Source organism: Nocardia colli (genome assembly GCF_008704205.1).
In the GTDB taxonomy this organism is placed as follows: Bacteria; Actinomycetota; Actinomycetes; order Mycobacteriales; family Mycobacteriaceae; genus Nocardia; species Nocardia colli.
On record NZ_VXLC01000003.1, the window covers coordinates 1,035,370 to 1,053,897 of the forward strand.

Annotated in this window: 16 protein-coding genes; 9 read left to right on the forward strand and 7 right to left on the reverse strand. The window is 68.3% G+C overall.

Features of this window, described 5'->3' with window-relative positions:
* Window positions 1-21 precede the first annotated feature (21 nt).
* The 3 genes from F3087_RS11515 to F3087_RS11525 form a co-directional block, all read right to left on the reverse strand.
* Window positions 22-1,368: an MFS transporter gene (locus F3087_RS11515; RefSeq protein ID WP_150401807.1), complete on the reverse strand. Its 1,347-nt coding sequence runs from the start codon at window positions 1,366-1,368 to the stop codon at window positions 22-24.
* 143 nt (window positions 1,369-1,511) lie between these two features.
* On the reverse strand, window positions 1,512-1,754 hold the full coding sequence (locus F3087_RS11520) for a hypothetical protein (protein WP_150401808.1): 243 nt from the start codon (window positions 1,752-1,754) through the stop codon (window positions 1,512-1,514).
* A 112-nt stretch (window positions 1,755-1,866) separates the two neighbouring features.
* The gene (locus F3087_RS11525; protein ID WP_223884999.1) at window positions 1,867-3,309 is read right to left on the reverse strand and encodes a peptide ABC transporter substrate-binding protein; all 1,443 of its coding nucleotides are present in this window, start codon (window positions 3,307-3,309) and stop codon (window positions 1,867-1,869) included.
* Window positions 3,310-3,569: 260 nt separating this feature from the next.
* Here F3087_RS11525 and F3087_RS11530 point away from each other — a divergent pair, with 260 nt between their 5' ends.
* Entirely contained in the window at window positions 3,570-4,919 is a 1,350-nt protein-coding gene (locus tag F3087_RS11530) for an LVIVD repeat-containing protein (RefSeq protein ID WP_223885000.1), read from the forward strand.
* Here F3087_RS11530 and F3087_RS11535 read toward each other — a convergent pair.
* Window positions 4,909-6,162 carry a hypothetical protein gene (locus F3087_RS11535; RefSeq protein WP_150401810.1) on the reverse strand — a complete coding sequence of 418 codons (1,254 nt, stop codon included), beginning with the start codon at window positions 6,160-6,162 and terminating at the stop codon, window positions 4,909-4,911. The genes F3087_RS11530 and F3087_RS11535 overlap by 11 nt on opposite strands.
* Before the next feature lie 43 nt (window positions 6,163-6,205).
* A complete protein-coding gene (locus F3087_RS11540; RefSeq protein WP_191093906.1) occupies window positions 6,206-6,838 on the reverse strand; it encodes a TetR/AcrR family transcriptional regulator in 633 nt (210 codons plus the stop codon).
* 127 nt (window positions 6,839-6,965) lie between these two features.
* Here F3087_RS11540 and F3087_RS11545 point away from each other — a divergent pair, with 127 nt between their 5' ends.
* The 3 genes from F3087_RS11545 (at window position 6,966) to F3087_RS11555 (ending at window position 11,019) form a co-directional block, all read left to right on the forward strand.
* A complete protein-coding gene (locus F3087_RS11545) occupies window positions 6,966-8,606 on the forward strand; it encodes an FAD-dependent oxidoreductase (RefSeq protein ID WP_150401812.1) in 1,641 nt (546 codons plus the stop codon).
* A gap of 216 nt (window positions 8,607-8,822) precedes the next feature.
* Window positions 8,823-10,259 carry a threonine/serine exporter family protein gene (locus tag F3087_RS11550; protein WP_223885026.1) on the forward strand — a complete coding sequence of 479 codons (1,437 nt, stop codon included), beginning with the start codon at window positions 8,823-8,825 and terminating at the stop codon, window positions 10,257-10,259.
* Between the two features lie 103 nt (window positions 10,260-10,362).
* Window positions 10,363-11,019: a biliverdin-producing heme oxygenase gene (locus F3087_RS11555; protein ID WP_150401814.1), complete on the forward strand. Its 657-nt coding sequence runs from the start codon at window positions 10,363-10,365 to the stop codon at window positions 11,017-11,019.
* On the opposite strand, the gene F3087_RS11560 is transcribed toward F3087_RS11555, so the two are convergent.
* Entirely contained in the window at window positions 11,013-12,524 is a 1,512-nt protein-coding gene (locus F3087_RS11560) for a sugar transferase (protein ID WP_150401815.1), read from the reverse strand. The two genes, F3087_RS11555 and F3087_RS11560, sit on opposite strands and share 7 nt — an antisense overlap.
* 493 nt (window positions 12,525-13,017) lie before the next feature.
* Between F3087_RS11560 and F3087_RS11565 the strand changes: the two genes are divergently transcribed.
* The 4 genes from F3087_RS11565 to F3087_RS11580 are packed head-to-tail and all read left to right on the forward strand — an operon-like array spanning window position 13,018 to window position 16,773.
* A complete protein-coding gene (locus tag F3087_RS11565; RefSeq protein WP_150401816.1) occupies window positions 13,018-14,304 on the forward strand; it encodes a class I SAM-dependent methyltransferase in 1,287 nt (428 codons plus the stop codon).
* Complete coding sequence (locus F3087_RS11570) at window positions 14,301-15,077, forward strand: glycosyltransferase family protein (protein ID WP_150401817.1); 777 nt, start codon at window positions 14,301-14,303, stop codon at window positions 15,075-15,077. The genes F3087_RS11565 and F3087_RS11570 overlap by 4 nt, the downstream gene beginning before the upstream one ends.
* A complete protein-coding gene (locus F3087_RS11575) occupies window positions 15,074-15,724 on the forward strand; it encodes a PIG-L deacetylase family protein (protein WP_150401818.1) in 651 nt (216 codons plus the stop codon). The genes F3087_RS11570 and F3087_RS11575 overlap by 4 nt, the downstream gene beginning before the upstream one ends.
* Before the next feature lie 2 nt (window positions 15,725-15,726).
* On the forward strand, window positions 15,727-16,773 hold the full coding sequence (locus F3087_RS11580) for an NAD-dependent epimerase/dehydratase family protein (protein WP_150401819.1): 1,047 nt from the start codon (window positions 15,727-15,729) through the stop codon (window positions 16,771-16,773).
* Between the two features lie 16 nt (window positions 16,774-16,789).
* Here the strand turns inward: F3087_RS11580 and rfbC are convergent, their stop codons facing one another.
* Window positions 16,790-17,341, reverse strand: coding sequence for a dTDP-4-dehydrorhamnose 3,5-epimerase (gene rfbC / locus F3087_RS11585; protein WP_150401820.1), 552 nt, complete (start codon window positions 17,339-17,341; stop codon window positions 16,790-16,792).
* Between the two features lie 55 nt (window positions 17,342-17,396).
* Here rfbC and F3087_RS11590 point away from each other — a divergent pair, with 55 nt between their 5' ends.
* The gene (locus tag F3087_RS11590) at window positions 17,397-18,509 is read left to right on the forward strand and encodes a class I SAM-dependent methyltransferase (protein ID WP_223885001.1); all 1,113 of its coding nucleotides are present in this window, start codon (window positions 17,397-17,399) and stop codon (window positions 18,507-18,509) included.
* The last annotated feature ends 19 nt before the right edge of the window (window positions 18,510-18,528 follow it).

An 18,528-nucleotide genomic window follows, 5' to 3' on the forward strand; every position in this document is an offset into this window, starting at 1 on the left:
ACGTCCTGAGCCCCGCCGGGCTCAGGACGTTGTCGTTTTACTCGACGAGTTATCCGTCACGTTCTGAGCTACGTCACGCAGGTCGCGGTCGCGGGTCTCGCCGGCCCAGAGGAAGGCCGTGGCGGTGCAGGCGAGCATGAGGCACAGCAGGAGGGTGATCGGGAGGGTGGAGGGGTAGCGGTGCAGGAGGGCGACGCCGATGATCGGGGTCAAGGAACCGCCAACGATGGTGGCGAGTTGGTAGCCCAATGATGCTCCGGTGTAACGCACTTCGCTGGGGAACAGCTCGGCGAAGAAGGGGGCTTGGGCGCCGGTCAGCAGGCCGTGCAGGGTGAGGCCGACGGTGATGACCAGGGTGATTCGGATCGCGCTGCCGGTGTCGACCATGGGCAGCGCGGCCAGTGCCCAGGCCGCGATCAGCACGGCAAGGAGCACGCTGGATGTTCGTCGGCCGTAGCGGTCGCCGATCGCGCCGCCGAGCACGATCGCGACGGCCTGGAAGACCGAGGCGATCGTAATCGCGGTCAGGGCGGTGGATTTCGGGACGTGCACGACCTGGGTGAGGTAGGCGAGCAGGAAGATGCTGAACGTGTAGTACGTCGCCTTCTCCCCCACGTCGGCGAGCGCGGCCATCAGCACTTGCTTGCGGTAGCGGCTCAACACGATGCGGACCGGGGCCTGCCCCTCGTGAGTTGCGTTGCGCCGCTGGGCCGCCAGAAAGATCGGCGACTCCTCGACCGCGTGCCGAAGCCAGATTCCCACCGCGACAAGCACTATCGACAGCAGGAACGGGATTCGCCAACCCCAGTCCTGGAATTCGGCGTTGGACACACCGAGGCCGAGGACCGCGAGCACGCCGGTGGCGAGCAGATTTCCCAGTGGCCCACCGGTTTGCGGCCAGCTACTCCAGAATCCGCGATGCGCGGCCGATCCGTGCTCGGCGACCAGCAGCACCGCGCCGCCCCACTCGCCGCCGAGCGCGAGGCCCTGCACCAAGCGCAACAGCACCAGCATTATCGGCGCCGCGACGCCGATGGTGGAGTACGCGGGAATCAGGCCGATCGCGACGGTCGCGCCGCCCATGAGCATCAAGGTGATCGAGAGCGTGCGGCGACGGCCGAGCCGATCGCCCAGGTGGCCGAACAGGACTCCGCCGAGCGGGCGGGCGAGGAAGCCGACGGCATAGGTGACCATCGCCAGCAGCACGCCGGTCAGCGGGTCGCCGGAGGGAAAGAAGACCTTGTTGAAAACCAGCGCGGCGGCCAGGCCGTAGAGAAAGAAGTCGTAGAACTCGATCGTCGTGCCGGCCACACTGGCGGCGACGATCCGCGCGAAACGCGCGCCGGCGGGTGCGGCCGGGTCGGCCATCGTGATGTCTCCTCGTTCGTACCGAATCGTCCGGTACGACTATCGCGCACAAACAGCCCATGATCCGGCGTTTCGGCGGAGACCCGGTTCCCTGCCCCAGGGGCGAACCCGGATAAACCTTCCGGGCTCGCCCCTGCCTTACCTCAGGACGGCGGCGGGCACGGGTTGCCGTCGTTGTCCGACGGCGGCGGCAGCGGACGGCCGTCCGGTCCCTTCGGCGGCGGCAGCGGCTTGCCGTCCGACCCCCGCGGCACGATCGGGCAGCCGTTCTCCGACGTCTGGACGCCGGGCGGCGCCGATGGACCCGCCGTTGCCGCCCCTGCCGCGATGAGGCCCGAGCCCATGATCGCCGCGAAACCGAGCACGATAGCCGCGCGAAGTTTCATGTGATTCCCCTTCTCGAATGCTGTTGCCTTTCATCGGATTAGACGTGCCAGCACGCGCGGGGTTCCACACAAGATCAAATGTGTCCTACGTCACACTAGAGGCTGCCTGGCTTCACACCGAAATCGAGGCGAGATCTATCCCTTGCAACGGCTTCGCCGTCACGTCGTGCACGCGTGCTGCCCACACCGCATGACCGTGACCGGACCACAGCGGTGCCACCGGAAGCTCGCGAAGCAACTGATTCTCGGCGATCCGGTACAGCTGAGCGCTTTCCGCGGATAGGCCGGCGGAATCGGCGGCGGCCAGCTGCTGAGCGAAGCCCTCGTCGATGTACCCGACGGACTGCGCGAGTGCGGCGAGTAGTTCGTGCGGGCTCGGCGTATTCAGCGAACGGGTCAGCAGGAAAGGACCGTCGCCGGGTTCGTTCGCCTCGTCACCGCGCTGTCTCGCGGTCACCTCGACCCCGAGCGCGGTGCGGACCTGATCGACCAGCGACCGTCCCCATTCCTCCTGTCCGGCACCGAAGTACACCGAGACCGGACCGGCGAAAGAAACCTGGCCGAGCAGTGATTTCGCCGCGGCCGCGTCATGGGTGCACGGCCGGCAGGGACCGGAGCGCTCCCCCGGCGCGATCCCGGGCGGCAGGATCGCACGAGCCGGGTCGACCTGATCCGCGAGCGGACCGGCTGCCAATGCCGCGCGATCCACCGCCATGGCGAACGCGTGACGAACCGTCGAGTCCTCGAACCGCGTGTCCGACAAGGGAAATGCCAGGTAGCCGACCTCGGGCAGCGGCCACATCGCGTGCCGCTCGGCGAACTCGTGGTGCATCGCGTCGTGCCGCCCGCCGGGTACCTCGGTGGCCAGGTCGAGCGAGCCCGACTTCACCCGGTCGTACTGCGCGGCGGAATCGCCTACCTCGAGCTCGATTTCGCGCGCCTTGCCGGCGGCATCGTCCACTCGCACGAGTCGCCCACCCGAACCCGGCCGCCACGGTCCGGCCATCCGGAACGGGCCGTTGCCGATCGGGCTGGCCGCGAAGCCCGCCCAATCCCGGGACGCGAGAACCGATGCGGGAAGCGGCAACAGCGCGGGCGAAGCCAGCACCGCGGGCACCTGACCGAAGGGGCGGTCGAGGACGATCCGCAGCGTGCGCTCGTCCGGCGCGCTGATCTCCACGGCGCGCAGCACTTCGGTGAGCACGCCGGATCCGGCCCACCGCTGGTCCGCGACCGTCCGCCACGTATCGACGTAGGACTTCGCGGTGACCGGCGTCCCGTCATGGAACCGGGTGGTGCGGAGTTTGACCTCCCAGCTCACCTGATCCGCGCTGGAGATCGAGTCCGCGGCCCGCGGAGTCACCGTCCCGGTGGCCGCGTCGTAGTCGACCAACGGCGTCCACAGCGCGCCGACGAGCATGCGTCCGGCCTGATCGCGCAGATCCGCCGGAAGCAGGCCGGCCGGCTCGCGGACCCCGACCGTGAGCACGCCGGGCCTCGCCGCGTCCGTCGATTCGGCGCAGCCGACGAGGCCGAGCAGGACCACGGCGAACACGAGCACAAGGCTGAACCATCGCGTGCGCCCGTCAGCGACTGCTGGTCGCAGATCATCTGGCATGCCAGCATCATTCACTTATACCGGCGCGAAACCCACAGCAATGATCACCATCCCGGCGCCCACCACGCGAAAGCCGTTCCCCAGTTCGCCATATCGCGATTTGGGGATCGACGCCGCAGGCACCGGACCTACAGTGAGGACATCTCGGCGACCAGGAATCCCTGGTCACAAAGCGACGCGTCTCGCTGGAGGTCGTTGTGCACCGCTGGTTGCTCCGGTCGTCCCTGCTCCTGGTCACCGTCACGGCGACGCTGGCCGCCACCGCGCTGCCCGCCGCCGCCTGCGGCGAAGACGACGCCCCGCACGGCGTCGCGGCACAGCGCACCGGCTCGCCCGGCGCGGAGAAGAACGTCAAGGCCGTCGGCAATGTGCCGGACGCGCAGGGCGCGATCTCGCTGCAATTCCTCCAGTACGGCGCCCGGGACGTCATGGTCGTCTCAGGTGAATTCGGCTTGAAGACATACGATCTCACCGCCAACCCGGCCGCGCCGAAGCTGATCGGCCAGCTCAACATGCCGGGCATGTGGGAAACCGAGGACACCGAGGTCGATCCGGTCCGCAAGCGTGTCTTCCTGTCCCGTGACCCGCGCGCCTTCAACGGCAATGTCCGCACCGGCGAGTCCGGCATCTACGTGGTCGACCTGGCCAAGCCGGAGCAGCCGACGGTGCTCAGTTACGTCAAAGTGCCTGCGGGCCACACCACTACGTGCATCAACGACTGCCAGTACCTGTGGACCGGCGGCCCCGCCAAGGCGGACAGCATGCCTGCCGCGTGGGGCGGCCGCCCGATCTGGGTCACCGATGTCCGCGACCCACGCAAGCCGAAGGTCAACCCCAACCCGATCGAGTTGGCGCGCAACGACGGTCAGACCGACTACGTGCACGACGTGCAGGTAGACGAGACCGGCATCGCCTGGGCCTCGGGACGCGGTGGCGTGCGCGGCTATTGGACCACCGGCATGCACAAGGATCCGGTGACCGGCAAACTCCGGATGGCCTCGGCCAACGACCCGGTCCCCTACGCGGGCGGCGGTATCAAGGAGACGGCCGCGCCATCCAAGTTCATGCACAACAGCTTCCGCCCGATCGGCAACCGCGCGAAGGACGGCGGCGGCGCGGGCCCGTTCGCCAACGGCAACCTCATCTACGCGACCGAGGAGAGCTTCGTCGACGGCTGCGCGGGCGACGGCGTGCTCGTCATCGCCTCACTCGAAGGGTCTTACGGCGGCGAGGGCTGGCGTTCCACCCCGCAGAAACCGTACCGGCTCAACACCATCGGCACCTGGGGCGTGGCCGGCCAGGAGGGCAGCGATCCCGCCTCCGCCGACTGCTCCGCCCACTACTTCGACGTGCAGGACAAGATCCTGGTCCAATCCTTCTACGCCCAGGGCACCCGCTTCCTCGACGTCTCCGACCCCACCAACCCCAAGCAGATCGCCTACTACCGCCCCGCCGACGCGGCCGCCTGGGCACCCTACTGGCACCGCGGCTTCGCCTACGTGGCGGACAACACCCGAGGCATCGACATCCTCCAGCTCACCCGCTGATCCCGCGCAGCCGCGCGTACTCGGGGAACCGATCGCGCAGCGCATGGTCGAAAGCCGCTGCCCGCTCGCGTGATTCACGCGCGTAGTACCGCTCGAGCGACAGATACCACTGCATCAGATCGGCTGCGGTAGTCGCCGCGTCGTCGAGCAGGCAGAGCACGACCGTTCCGCGCAACCGTTCCGGCTCGACGTAGCCACCTTCGTTCTGCACCCGCGCCAGGACCACCAGCTGCGCCACCGTGTCTCGCTCGGCATGCCACTGAAAGACCGGTCCCGCAGCATAACTCAGCACCCATTCGACGCCGTCGCGGCCGTTGGTTACGAACTCCTGCACCGACAGCGCGCCGGGGAAACTCCACGAGCTCTCGAACTTTCCGAAGCCGATCGAGTCGATGACGCCCCGCCGCACACACTGCTCGCTGTCGTACTCCAGCCACGCTTGTGACGGCAGAGTCAGCATTACGTCGCGGACCCCGGTCGAGATCACCGTCGCGTCCGCCGACACCGCTACCTCGCCGCCCGGGCTCCGCTCGAGGAACACGCGTATCGCGGGCGCGACCAACTCGGACATGCGATCGGTCAGGACGTATTCCGCACCCCAGGCGATACCGAACTCGCCTACCGGCCGATACCCGAGCGCCGCAAGCGCATACCCGATCATTTCAGCGGTGAGCGACATAAGGTCGGCGATGGCCGGGCGGTCGAGCACCTCGAAGAACTCGGGCCGCGGTTCACCGAAACGCGCACTGTGCCGGAACCCGGTCAGCGACCAGCCCAGCTGCTCGGGCACATCGAAGAGGTAGTCGACCTCGTCACGATCGTCGGCCGCGCGTTGCTCGGCCAGCAATTGATCGAGGTCATCCCAGAGGCGTAGCGGAAGTTGCCCTACTACCCGCAGATCGTGGTATTCACCGTCCGCCGGGCTGTCCCGCACCACCGACCACACCTGCGCCCCGTCATACCAACCGGCTACGTCGGCATACCTCGTGTAGTCGTCGAGCGTGCAGGACACGACCTCGCAGCCCGCCGAAAGCCGCTCCAATGCAGGCCCTTTCGCCCCTTCATCGACGAACTCCGACGAATCGTCGATCACCACGACAACCAGCCAGCCATCCGCGAGCTCCGTCGCGACCGCATGCGGGCGCGGAAACTCCACGCGCTCCCCCGTCCGCCGCAACCCCAGCTCCGCGCACACCCCATCGAAGCCCTTGCCGCGAAAGGCCAGCCAAGATATCGCTCCCACGGTCACTGTCTAGCGTCGCGGACACTCCCGCGTCAAAGGGTCGCTAGTCGCGTTCGCGCCCGAGCAGTTCCACCAGCAGCGCGACCTGTCCGGCGAAGTGGTCGATGAATTCCGGTGTGCGCGGGTCGGTTCCGCAGACGCCCTCGAGCACGTGCGGCAGTGTGGTGGGGGCCATGGCGGCGGCCATCAGCATGACGAGCAGCGCCGACGGGTCCAGTTCGGCGGGGAGCCGGCCCGCGGCTTGCAAGCTGCGTAGTTCCTCGACGCTGTGCTCGAGCATCTTCGCGCGCGGCGCATGGTCCGCGTCGCTGTCCGGACCGGTGTATTCGAGTCCGCCCCAGGCCAGCAGCCGGACGCCGTCGGGGTTGTTCCGCGCTTCCAGGGCATAGCGCCGGAACTGTTCCGGCAGTGGGGTTTCCGGCGGAACCAGCTCGCGCCGGCGGTCCTGCCAGCGCTGCGACATGGCCTGATGCAGGCCCTCTTTGCCGTCGAAGTAGTAGGAGATCAGCTGCTGGTTGACCCCGGCGCGGGCGGCGATCGCGGCGGTCCGCGCGCCCTGGAAACCGTGCGCGGCGAACTCGGCCTCGGCCGCGTCCAGGATCAGCTGACGGGTGCGCTCGGGATCGCGCTGACGCTCCTGCGGCTTGGGTGACCTGCGGGGTTTCGACGACGTCACACCTTTCATTCTACATACGCATAGCAATTTCAGGCAGTAGTGCAAGTTAATCAATCAAACGATTGACAGAGTGAAGCAATCGATTGAATGATGGACGGACCGTCCCGTCACTCAGGAGAAGTTCGTCGTGAACGCACAGTCAGATATCCAGCAGACCAAGGTCCTCATCGTGGGCGGCGGCATCACCGGCCTGTCCACCGCGCTGTTCCTGGCCCGGGCCGGGATCCGCCCCACCCTGGTCGAACGGCACTCGTCCACCGCATTGCAGCCGCAGGCCCGCGCGTTCAACCCGCGCTCGATGGAGATCTACCGGGCGCTCGGCCTGGAACCGGCGATCCGCGACCGGACCTCGATCCTGGCCGACTTCCCGGAGATGATCGGCGCGGACACCCTGGCCGGTCAGGAGCGCTTCCGGGTCGACATCCTCAGCCAGGTCCGCCCGCCGGCGACCCTCAGCCCGACCGACTGGACGATGATCGACCAGGACGAACTCGAACGCGTCGTGCGCGCCGACGCCGAGAACCACGGCGCGGACATCTGGTTCGGCACCGAGCTGATCTCCGTCGATCCCGCCGCAGGCGGAGTCACCGCCCTGGTGCGCGACCTCGCCGGCGGCGCCGAACGCCACATCCACGCGGAGTACCTGGTCGCCGCCGACGGCAATCGCGCGGGCATCCGCACGAAACTCGGCATCGAGGCCGCGGGACCGGGCGAACTGATCACCGCCGCGAGCTTCGTCTTCGACGCCGACCTCACCGTGCCGTTGCGCGAGCGCCGATTCCTGCTCGGCTATTTCGATCAGCCGACGACCGGCACCGCGCTCGTCCCCGGCCGCGAGTTCGGCCGCTGGGCTCTCGGCATCCCGTTCGGTCCCGAGTCCGGCCGGAGCGCGGCCGATTTCACCGAGGAGCGCTGCATCGAACTGACCCGCCGCGCGATCGGCGACCCCGGCCTCGAACTCACCCTCGTCCCCCTGATGACCGGATCGGACCAGAAGGTCGCCACCACCCGCATCGGCGCGTGGGTCGCGGACGAGTACCGAGCGGGCCGGATCTTCTTCGTCGGCGACGCCGCGCACGTCTTCCCGCCCACCGGTTCCTTCGGCGCGAACACCGGCATCGCCGACGCGGGCAACCTCGCCTGGAAACTCGCCGCGGTGCTCAAAGGCCAAGCAGGCGAGTCGCTTCTGGATAGCTACGCCGACGAGCGCCGCCCTGTCGCACTGGTCACACTCGATCAGGCGATGCAGCGCCTGCAGGGCAGGCACAGCGGCACCGGCGACGACACCGCCACCATCGATGACCTCACCATGATCCTCGGCTACCGCTACCGCTCGGCCGCGATCGAAACCGAAGCCGGCACCCCGGACGAACCCGTCGAAGACCCGCGGCACCCCAGCGGCCGTCCGGGCCTGCGCGCGCCGCATGTCTGGCTGCGGCAGGACACGACGACCCTGTCCACGCTCGACCTCGTCGACGGCGGATTCACCCTGCTGATCGGCGAAGCCGGCGCGGACTGGCGCACCGCAGCGGAAAAAGCCGCCGGCACAATGGATCTCGATCTGCGCGCGTACCGCATCGGCGCCGATTTCGACGACGTCGACGACATCTTCGGCGCGGCATACGGCCTCGGCTCCACCGGCGCGAGCCTCATCCGCCCCGACGGATTCGTCGCCTGGCGCGCCACCGATCTCCCGGCGAACCCGGAGCACGAACTCCAGCTCGCGCTGACCCGAGTGCTCGCCCGCGAAACCGGCTACGCCCCCTAGAATCCGGCCCGGACGGCGACCGCTGCCGTCCGGGCGCCGGGCACTCGGGCCATCCGACACGCGGTCGGCGGGCCGTTGTGCCAGCCCGGATGCGAAGGTCGCCGGAAGGTGACTACGTTCGCGTGCATGGATTCAGACACGCTTCCGGGAGGCGACAGCACGGAGACGCGGGTCGATCATCTGGGCCGGCGGCGCCTGTTCCGGCGCGGCCGGCGGATGCCGGTGGTGAGCCAGGCGGTCGGCAAGCTGGTGGCCGATCGCCCGGCGACCGCGGACACGATCGTCGCGGCGCCCTCGCCGCTGCAACCGATCGACCTCACCGACGACGCGGCCGTCACGGAGGTGCTGGATCTCGCCGTCCGGGTCGGCGAGGTGGTGCTCGCCTCGGGCACCGGCGTGAACGACACCACCGCTCAGGTCCGGTTCATCGCCGCCACCTACGGCCTGGCCCGCTGCGATGTCGACGTCACCTACGACGCGATCCGCATCTTCGCCGACCGCGGCCCGCGACTACCGCCGGCCAGCACGATGCGCATCGTCAACTACCGCTCCTTGGATTTCACCCGCCTCGCCGCGGTCGACCGCCTGACCCGCCGCATCCGCAACGAGGTGGTCGCCCCCGAGGACGCGCACGCCGCGCTCGACGCGATCACCACTGCGCCGCACCCTTACCACCGCTGGACCGCCACCTTCGGCTGGTCGCTGCTGGCCGCGGCCATCGCCGCGCTGCTCGGCGGCGGGGTCGTCGTCGCCGCGGTCAGTTTCGCCACCACCCTCGCGATCGACCGGTCCAACCGGGTGCTCAACCGCTACGGCCTGCCGTTCTTCTTCCAGCACATGGTCGGTGGCGCGATCGCCGCGACACCTGCCATCGTGCTGGCCACCCTGGCCGGTCCACTCGGCATCGATGTCGACCCCTCGCTGATCATCGCGGCCGGAATCACCGTGCTGCTCAGTGGATTACAGCTGGTCGGTGCGGTCCAGGACGGCATAACCGGCGCACCGATCACCGCGACCGCCCGCATGCTCGAGGTCATGATGATGACCGGGGGCATCATCGCGGGCATCGCGATCGCGTTGCGCGTCGGCTCGACGCTCGACGCCGTCGTGCCGCCGTTCCTGCTCACCACCCGCGACATCACCGACCTGCCGGTCAAGATCGTCGCGGGTGCGGTCGCCGCGCTCGCGTTCGCGCTCGCTTGCTACGCGGAGAAGCGCGCCCTCGCCGCCGCCGCGGGCAGCGGCGCGGCGGGCACGATCTGCTTTCTGCTGGTGCAGCAGGCCGGCTTCGGACCGGTGCTCTCCTCCGGCGTCGCCGCGACCGTGATCGGCATGGCCGGTGGTCTGATGGCCCGCCGCGCGCTGACGCCGCCGCTGGTCGTCGCGGTCGCCGGCATCACGCCGCTGCTGCCCGGTCTCAAGCTCTACCGCGGTCTCAACGCACTGCTCAACGATCAGCTGGTGATCGGCGCGAACCAGTTGCTCGCCGCGTTCGGCGTCGGCTGCGCGCTGGCCGCCGGCGTCACCCTCGGCGAATGGTTCGACCGTACCGTTCGACGGCCGCGCATCCTGCGTCGCTTCGGTTCGCTGCGCCGCCCGATCGTGCGGCGCATCCGGCCGCGCAGCCGGCGCAGGCCGCCGCCCATTCAGTGAACAAGGTACGTGCGTCCCACACGGGAAACCTGTATCGTCGGACAGGTTAGTTAGGGTAGCCATACTCGGTGGCCCGCCGGTGCTCAGGTGAGGTGGTTCGGACATGTCAGAGGCAGCATCGTTCTCTACGCAGATCCGCAGTGCCACCACGGAACAACACGTCGAGGCGAACACCTCGCGGTTCATGACCGACATGCTCGGCGGCGCGCTCGGGGTCGACTCGTATCACCGCTACACCGGTCAGCTCCTGTTCGTCTACCGCGCGCTCGAACACCGCTGGGACACCCTCGCGGCGGACCCGATCGCCGGACCGTTCATCCGCCCCGAGCTGGCCCGCACCGCCGAACTCGAGCGCGACCTCGACCACCTCGTCGGTCCGCGCTGGCGCGACGAGCTCGAGCCGCTGCCCGCGACCGCCGCGTACGCCACGCGGATCGACGAGTGCGCGCGCGACTGGCCTGCCGGTTACGTCGTGCATCACTACACGCGTTACCTCGGCGACCTGTCCGGCGGACAGATCATCGGCAAAACGGCCGCGCAGCTGTGGAACCTGACCCACCGTGGCGACGGCGTCCGCTTCTACGTCTTCGACGCCGTCACCAACCCGGCCGCGTTCAAGCGCGAATACCGCGCCCTGCTCGACCGGCTGCCGCTCGACGATCTCGAACGCCGCCGCGTGCTCGACGAGGGCAAGCAGGCCTTCGCCATGAACACCGCGGTGTTCCACGAACTGGCACAGGAGTTTCCGGCGGCTCAGTAGGCGCCGGCGCCGCGGGTCACCGCGCCGATGGTCCGCGCGATGAGCAGCAGGTCCAGCACCATCGACCAGTTCTCCACGTAGGAAAGATCCAGTCGCACCGAATCTTCCAGCGAAAGATCCGATCGTCCGCTGACCTGCCACAGCCCGGTGACCCCCGGTTTGACCAGCAGCCTGCGCCGCATCTCGCCGTCATAGCTGTCCACCTCGCGCTGCACCTGCGGGCGCGGGCCGACCACGCTCATCTCCCCGCGCAGCACATTGAAGAACTGCGGTAGCTCGTCCAGGCTGAACTTGCGGATCACCTTGCCGATCGGCGTGATTCGCGGGTCGTTTTTCAGCTTGAAGAAGACCGGATTGCCCCCGTTGCGTTCGATGAGCGCGTCCACGCCCGCCTCCGCCTCGGTGTACATGCTGCGGAACTTGATCATCCGGAACGGCTTGCCGCCGCGCCCGATTCGCTCGGACAGATAGAACACCGGCCCCGGGCTGGTCAGCTTCACCGCCAGCGCGATGCCCAGCATGGTCGGCGCGATCAACACCAGCACCGCGGCCGCGAACAGCACGTCGAACACTGCCTTGCCGGCCGACTTGGCCCGGTCGTATTGCGGTTTGGCGATGTGCAGCATCGGAACTCCGGCGACGAACCGATTGGTCAACCGGGTGCCCGCGATGTCCACCACGCCGGGCGCGACGATCAGCTCGACCCCGAGCGGGTCGAGTTCCCAGGCCATGCGGCGCAGTTCCATCGGGCCGAGGTGATCGGTCGCGGTCACCGCGACGGTGTCGGCGCCGCTGCGGCGCACCGCGTCGAGCACGGTGCGGTCGCTGCCGACCACCGAGAACGTGTGCCCCGACGGTTCGCGGATGTACTCGGTGATCTCGTTGTGCCCGTTCGGGATACAGACACCGACCACCCGGTATCCGGACGCCGGGTCGCCGGCGAACGCGTTCGCCATCGCCTGCGCCGCCTCCGCACAGCCGACGACGAGGACCGACGTGCGGTACTCCCCCTGCGCGCGGAGCTGCCTGGCATGGATCCGCCATAGCAATCTGCTCAGCATCAGGCCGAAAAGTCCGAGTGGTAATGCGATAGCCAGATAGCCACGGGCGAACTCGATCTGGAAAACCAGCGAGACGATCGCGAGCACGCCGAACAGCCGCAGCGTCGCCGAGACCAGCCGCCGGTACTCCTCGCTGCCGCTGCCGACCACCTGTGGCGACCGGGTGTGACCGAGCGCCAGGAACGCGGCCCAGGCCAGCGCGAGCGCGCCGGAGACGACCGTGTACCCCACTTCATAGGGCAGATGCCAGGCCAGCGGTGGCGCGGCGGGTCCGCCGAATCGGATGACCTGCGCGAGCACCATGGCCGCGACGATCACACCGAAATCCGTTGCGCCTAAGCGCCTTACATACTCACCCTGCCATCGCTCACGCTCTGAGCGCGGCAGCATGTGCGGCGATCGGCGATAGTCAAGATCGTCGTCGTCGGCGAGCTCGAAGCTCATGGAAACGCACCTCCCCACGGGAGAGAAGAAAAGTAGCCCCCCGATCTGCACTGATCGGTCCCCACGGCACAAACCTGACCGCCTCGGGTGTCCCGTCCTTCGGCGGTCAGAAGCCGATTGTTACAGAACACAATCCGTTTCACATGTCGAATCATCAGGGCCGCAGAGTGTTCCACGCGGTAGCCGATAAAGGAACGGTCGGTTTGCCACCCAGGTATGTTTTCGACACCCGGGACCATAGGAGACCAGGTCGCGAACCTTCGCTACCCCCAGGCGAATTCATCCCATCAAGACCGAACCACTAAGCCCCCCGTTAGCCGCCGGGACGCTACCCGCCGGAAACAGTTGAAAAGTACCGGAAATTACTTCCTGGCCAGCTGATTTCAGCTACGACACGCGGGGCTTTCGTTGTAACGTCTCACTGGATCGAGTCGACGTCAGGGGTGCGCCGGCAATGCGCCGGAGGGCGACTCTAGGCAGAAGGTGGGCTGCGTTGCAGTGTCGATTGTGTGATTCCGAACGACTGACGAGTGTGCTCGACTTGGGTGCGACGCCACCGTGCGAAAAGTTCCTCGCGCCAGCGGAACTCGATCTTGCAGAACCAACCTACCCGCTACACCTGAGACTGTGCGCGGACTGTCTGCTATTGCAGATTCCCGCCTTGATCACCCCCGAGGAGACGTTCACCGAGTACGCGTACTTCTCCTCGTACTCCGAGAGCTGGGTGCGGCACGCGAAAACCTTTGTCGCGCAAGCGATCGAACGACTCGAACTGAACCAGGACTCGTTCGTGATCGAGGTGGCCAGCAACGACGGCTACCTGCTGCGGCACGCGGTGGCGGCGGGTATCCCCTGCCTGGGCGTAGAACCATCGGTGAACGTCGGCAACGCCGCTCGCGCCGCGGGCGTGCCCACTGAAACCACCTTCCTCGACGAGCAGTCCGCGGCGAAGATCCGCGCGACGCATCGCCCGGCAGACCTGGTGGTGGCCAACAACGTCTACGCCCACGTGCCCGACCTGCGCGGTTTCACCAGGTCGCTGCGCGCGCTGATGGCCGACGACGGCTGGCTCTCCATCGAGGTGCACCACGCGCTGAACCTGATGCGCTTGGGCCAGTTCGACACCATCTATCACGAGCATTTCCAGTACTACACCGTGCATTCCGCGCAGCGCGCGCTGGCGACGGCGAACCTCGCGGTCGTCGACGTCGAGCTGCTGGACACCCACGGCGGCTCGATCCGCGTGTGGGCCCGGCCGGCCGAAGTGGGCGCGGTACCCAGTACACGTGTCCGGGAAGTCCTTCAGCTGGAACAGGATGCGGGCCTGCACCACGTCGAGGGCTACGACGAGCTGCGCACCCGCACCGAGGCGGTCCGCCACGATCTGCTGCGCTTCCTGCTCGACCAGCGCGCCGCGGGCAAGCGGGTAGTCGGCTACGGCGCACCGGGCAAGGGCAACACCCTGCTCAACTACTGCGGCATCCGCACCGACCTGCTCGAGTACACCGTGGACCGAAACCCGTACAAGCACGGACGATTCACGCCGGGCACCCGGATCCCGATCTATTCACCGGATCGGATCGAGCTGGACCAGCCCGACGTCGTCCTGGTGCTGCCATGGAATCTCGAAGCCGAGATCACCGAGCAGCTCCGCCACATCGCCTCGTGGGGCGGCCGTTTGGTCTACCCGCTTCCGGCACTGCACAGTGCCGACCTCACCAGTCACAACGACGTGAACAGCGCAAGAAAGACGGAAATGACAGGGAGGGGAGCACGATGAAAGTTGTGCTGTTCTGCGGCGGATACGGCATGCGGATGCGTGACGGCACCGATGACATGATCCCGAAACCCATGCAGCTGGTCGGGCCCCGGCCGTTGCTCTGGCACGTCATGCGCTACTACGCGCACTACGGCCATAACGAATTCGTCCTGTGCCTCGGCTACGGCGGCCTACACATCAAGAACTTCTTCCTGACCTACCAGGAGTCGGTCTCCAACGACTTCGTCATCCGCGACGGCGAGGTGCAGATGCTGCGCTCCGACATCAGCGACTGGAAGATCACCTTCGTCGACACCGGACTGGAATCGCCGATCGGCGAGCGGCTGCGCCGGGTTCGCGAGCACGTCGCGGGCGACGAGCCGTTCCTGGCCAACTACGCCGACGTGCTCACCGACGCACCGCTGGACCAGATGATCGACAAGTTCACCGCGTCCGGCGCGGCGGCCTCGATGATGGTGGTGCCGCCGCAGTCCTCGTTCCACTGCGTCGATATGAAGCCGACCGGTGAGGTCAAGGAGATCATGCCGGTGTCGCGAATGCCGTTGTGGGAGAACGGCGGCTACTTCGTGCTGAGCCAGGAGATCTTCGATCTGCTGCCGCCCGGCGGCGATCTGGTCGCGGACGCGTGCGCCACGCTGGCCGGGCAGGGCCGGCTCTTCGGTTATCAGCACCTCGGGTTCTGGAAGCCCGCCGATACGTTCAAGGAGCGGGCCGAACTCGACGCCGGCTACCAGTCCGGCAAGCGCCCGTGGATGGTCTGGGAGAACGCGTGATCCGGCTGAACGTCGGGGCGGTCACCGAGATCGCCGTGCTCGGTGCGCATTGCGACGACATCGCCATCGGGATGGGGGCCACGCTGCTGACCCTGGCCCGCGCGCGCCCGGGTCTGCGGGTGCGCGCGCTGGTGCTCTCCGGCGGCGGCACCGCCCGCGCGGACGAGGAGACCCTGGCGCTGGACGCGTTCTGCCCCGGCGCCGAGGTCGACCTCACCGTGCTCGACGTACCCGACGGCCGGGCGCCCGCGCACTGGGACCGAATCAAGAACGAACTCAGCACCTTTCGCGCCCGGGTCGCTCCCGATCTGGTCTTCGCCCCGCAGCGCCACGACGCGCACCAGGACCATCGGCTGCTCGCCGAACTGGTGCCGACCGAGTTCCGCGATCACCTGGTGCTCGGTTACGAGATCCTCAAGTGGGAGAGCGATACGCCCGCGCCCAACTTCTACCACCGGCTCACCGCGGAACTCACCGAAGAGAAGTCGCGGCTATTGCTGAAGCACTATCCGTCCCAGGCCCACCGGGACTGGTTCGACGAGCAGGCCTTCACCGGCCTGACCCGGCTGCGCGGCGTGCAGTGCCACACCGCGCACGCCGAGGCGTTCGTGCTCGACAAGGCTGTCATCGATTTCGGAGGTTCCTAGCCATGCGCGTTCTGCTCACCGGTCACCAGGGGTACCTCGGCACCGTCATGGCGCCGATCCTGCGGGCCAACGCGCACGAGGTGATCGGCCTGGACGCCGGCTTCTTCGCCGACTGCGTGCTCGGCGACCTGCCCGGCGATCCGCCCGGACTGACCATGGACCTGCGCGACGTGACCGTCGACCAGTTACGCGGTTTCGACGCGGTCATCCATCTCGCCGCGCTGTCCAACGATCCGCTCGGCGCGCTGGCGCCGGAGATCACCTACGACATCAATCATCACGCGTCGGTGCGCCTGGCCCGGCTGGCCAAGGAGGCGGGCGTGCGGCGGTTCCTGTACGCCTCCACCTGCTCGGTCTACGGCGCCGCCGGTGCGGATCTGGTCACCGAGGACGCACCGCTGCGCCCGATCACCCCGTACGCGGAGAGCAAGGTGCGCGTCGAGGACGACGTCGCGGTGCTGGCCGATTCCGGCTTCTCCCCCGTATTCCTGCGCAACGCAACGGCATTCGGCTTCTCCCCCCGGCTACGCGCGGACATCGTGCTCAACAATCTAGTCGGGTACGCCACGCTGACCGGTGAGGTGAAGGTGCTCTCCGACGGCACGCCGTGGCGGCCGCTGGTGCATGCCCGCGATATCGCGTGGGCCTTCGCCAACTGCCTCACCGCGCCGCCTGCCGCGATTCACTGCCGCGCCTTCAACATCGGCACCGAGGCCAACAACCTGACCGTCGCCGACATCGCCCGCGCGGTGGTGGAGGCGGTGCCCGGCTCGACGCTGAACATCACCGGCGAGAGCGGCGCCGATCCGCGGTCCTATCGGGTCGACTTCTCGGCGGCCCGCTCCGCCATCGGTTTCCGCGCGCTGTGGACCGTGCAGGCCGGGGCGGACGAGCTGTTCCAGGAGTACACCGCGCGCGGCCTCACCTACGACGACTTCTTCCAGAAGTTCACCCGGCTGCCGCACCTGGAACGACTGCGCGACTCCGGGCTGCTCGACGAATCAATGCGCCGGATCCAGCCCGGCACCGCCCGTGTTCCGGCCAGCTGAGCCGTCCTGGCCGTCGTCACCACGCCGCGAGCAGCTGCTGCCAGCTGCCCGCGGCGGCGTCGCGTGCGGACACCAGGGTGACCGGCCGGGGCCAGGCGATGGCCAGGTCGGGATCGTCGTACGCGACGCCGATGTCCTCAGTGGGGTCGTGCGGGCGATCGATGCGGTAGCAGACGTCCGCGCTGTCGGTGAGTGCCTGGAAGCCGTGCAGGAAGCCGGGCGGCACGTACAGGTGCCGGAACGTCTCGTCGTCGAGCAGGAACGCCTGCTGCTTCCCGAACGTCGGCGAGCCACGCCGCAGGTCGACCAGCACGTCGTGCACCGCGCCGTGCGCGCAGCGGACCAGCTTCGCCTCGCCGCGCCCGGCCCGTCCGTGCATGCCGCGGACAACGCCACTGCCCGAACGGGATTGGGAGTCCTGCTGGAAGGCGGCCGCGGCTCCCGGCCGGCCGAGATAGGTGTCGAACTCCGCCGCATCGAACGTTCTGGTGAACAGGCCGCGGTCGTCGCGGAACGGTTCGGGGACCAGGACGAGGACGTCGGCGAGCTCGGTCTGCTCGATGCGCACCAGGCCATGGTGCCACGCGCGACCGGGTCTGCGGCGCGCCACGGAAGGGCTCACCGTGACCACACCCGCTAGCGCGCGGCGCTGCCGAGGTTGCGGGAGTATCGATCTCGGCCCGGTGCTCGATCTCGGCATGGTCCCCGCCGCCGATTACTTTCCGCCCGCCGCCGCTCCGGTCGGCCTGGCCGAGACCGCGCATCCGCTGCGCATGGACCTGTGCGCTCCCTGCGGTCTCGCGCAGCTCGCCGAGGACGACACCCGCGCCGAGGAACCCCGCGGCATCGAGCCCGCGGCGCTGCGCGAGCAAGCCGCCGACGCGGTCGCCAGGGTCGCGAAAGCCGGTCTGCTCCAGGGCAAGACGGTGCGCGAGTTCGGCAGCCCGCACGGCGGCACCTGGGTGCCGCTGCTCACCGAACGCGGGTACGCCGCCACCGAAGGCGTCGGCGACGTGGTGCTCGACTGCTTCGGCCTGATGCACGAGCCCGATCAGCGCGCCGCCTTCGCCGAGCGGGCCGCGGCGACCGCGCCGGACGGGCTGCTGCTGATCCAATTCCACTCGCTGGCCACCATCGTCGCGTCAGGTCAGTGGAACGCGCTGCGGCACGGTCACTTTGCCTACTATTCGCTGTCCGCGCTCGGCCGATTGCTGGCCGCCGCGGGCATGAGCATCAACACCGCGTGGCAGTTCGATCTGTACGGCGGCACCGTGCTGGTGGCCGCACGGCACGGCACCCATCCGGCCGACGACGCGGTCGGCGAGATCCGCGCGCGGGAAGCCGGATACATCGATCCACTGGCGGTCGGCAGCCTGCAGCAGGCCGCCGACGGGCACGCCGAGGCGTTGCGCCGCTGGCTGATCCGGCATGCGGCACAGGGTGATCGGGTCTTCGCCTACGGCGCGGCCTCGCGCGCGGTGGCGTTGTTCAGCCTGGCCGGCGTCGATCGCGGGCTGATCACCGCGGTCGCCGACGCGTCGCCGGCCAAGCAGGGCCGCCGGATGCCGGGCACCGACGTGCCGATCATCGCGCCCGCCGAACTCGTCGCGGCCCGACCGGATCTGGTGCTGCTCACGCTGCCCGACCTACTACCCGAGGTGCGCGCCCGCTACCCCGAACTCGACGGTTGCTGGATCGTCGACGACCCCGCCGACTCGGCCGTCAAGGGAGGATGAGTTGCCTCGAATTCGCTGT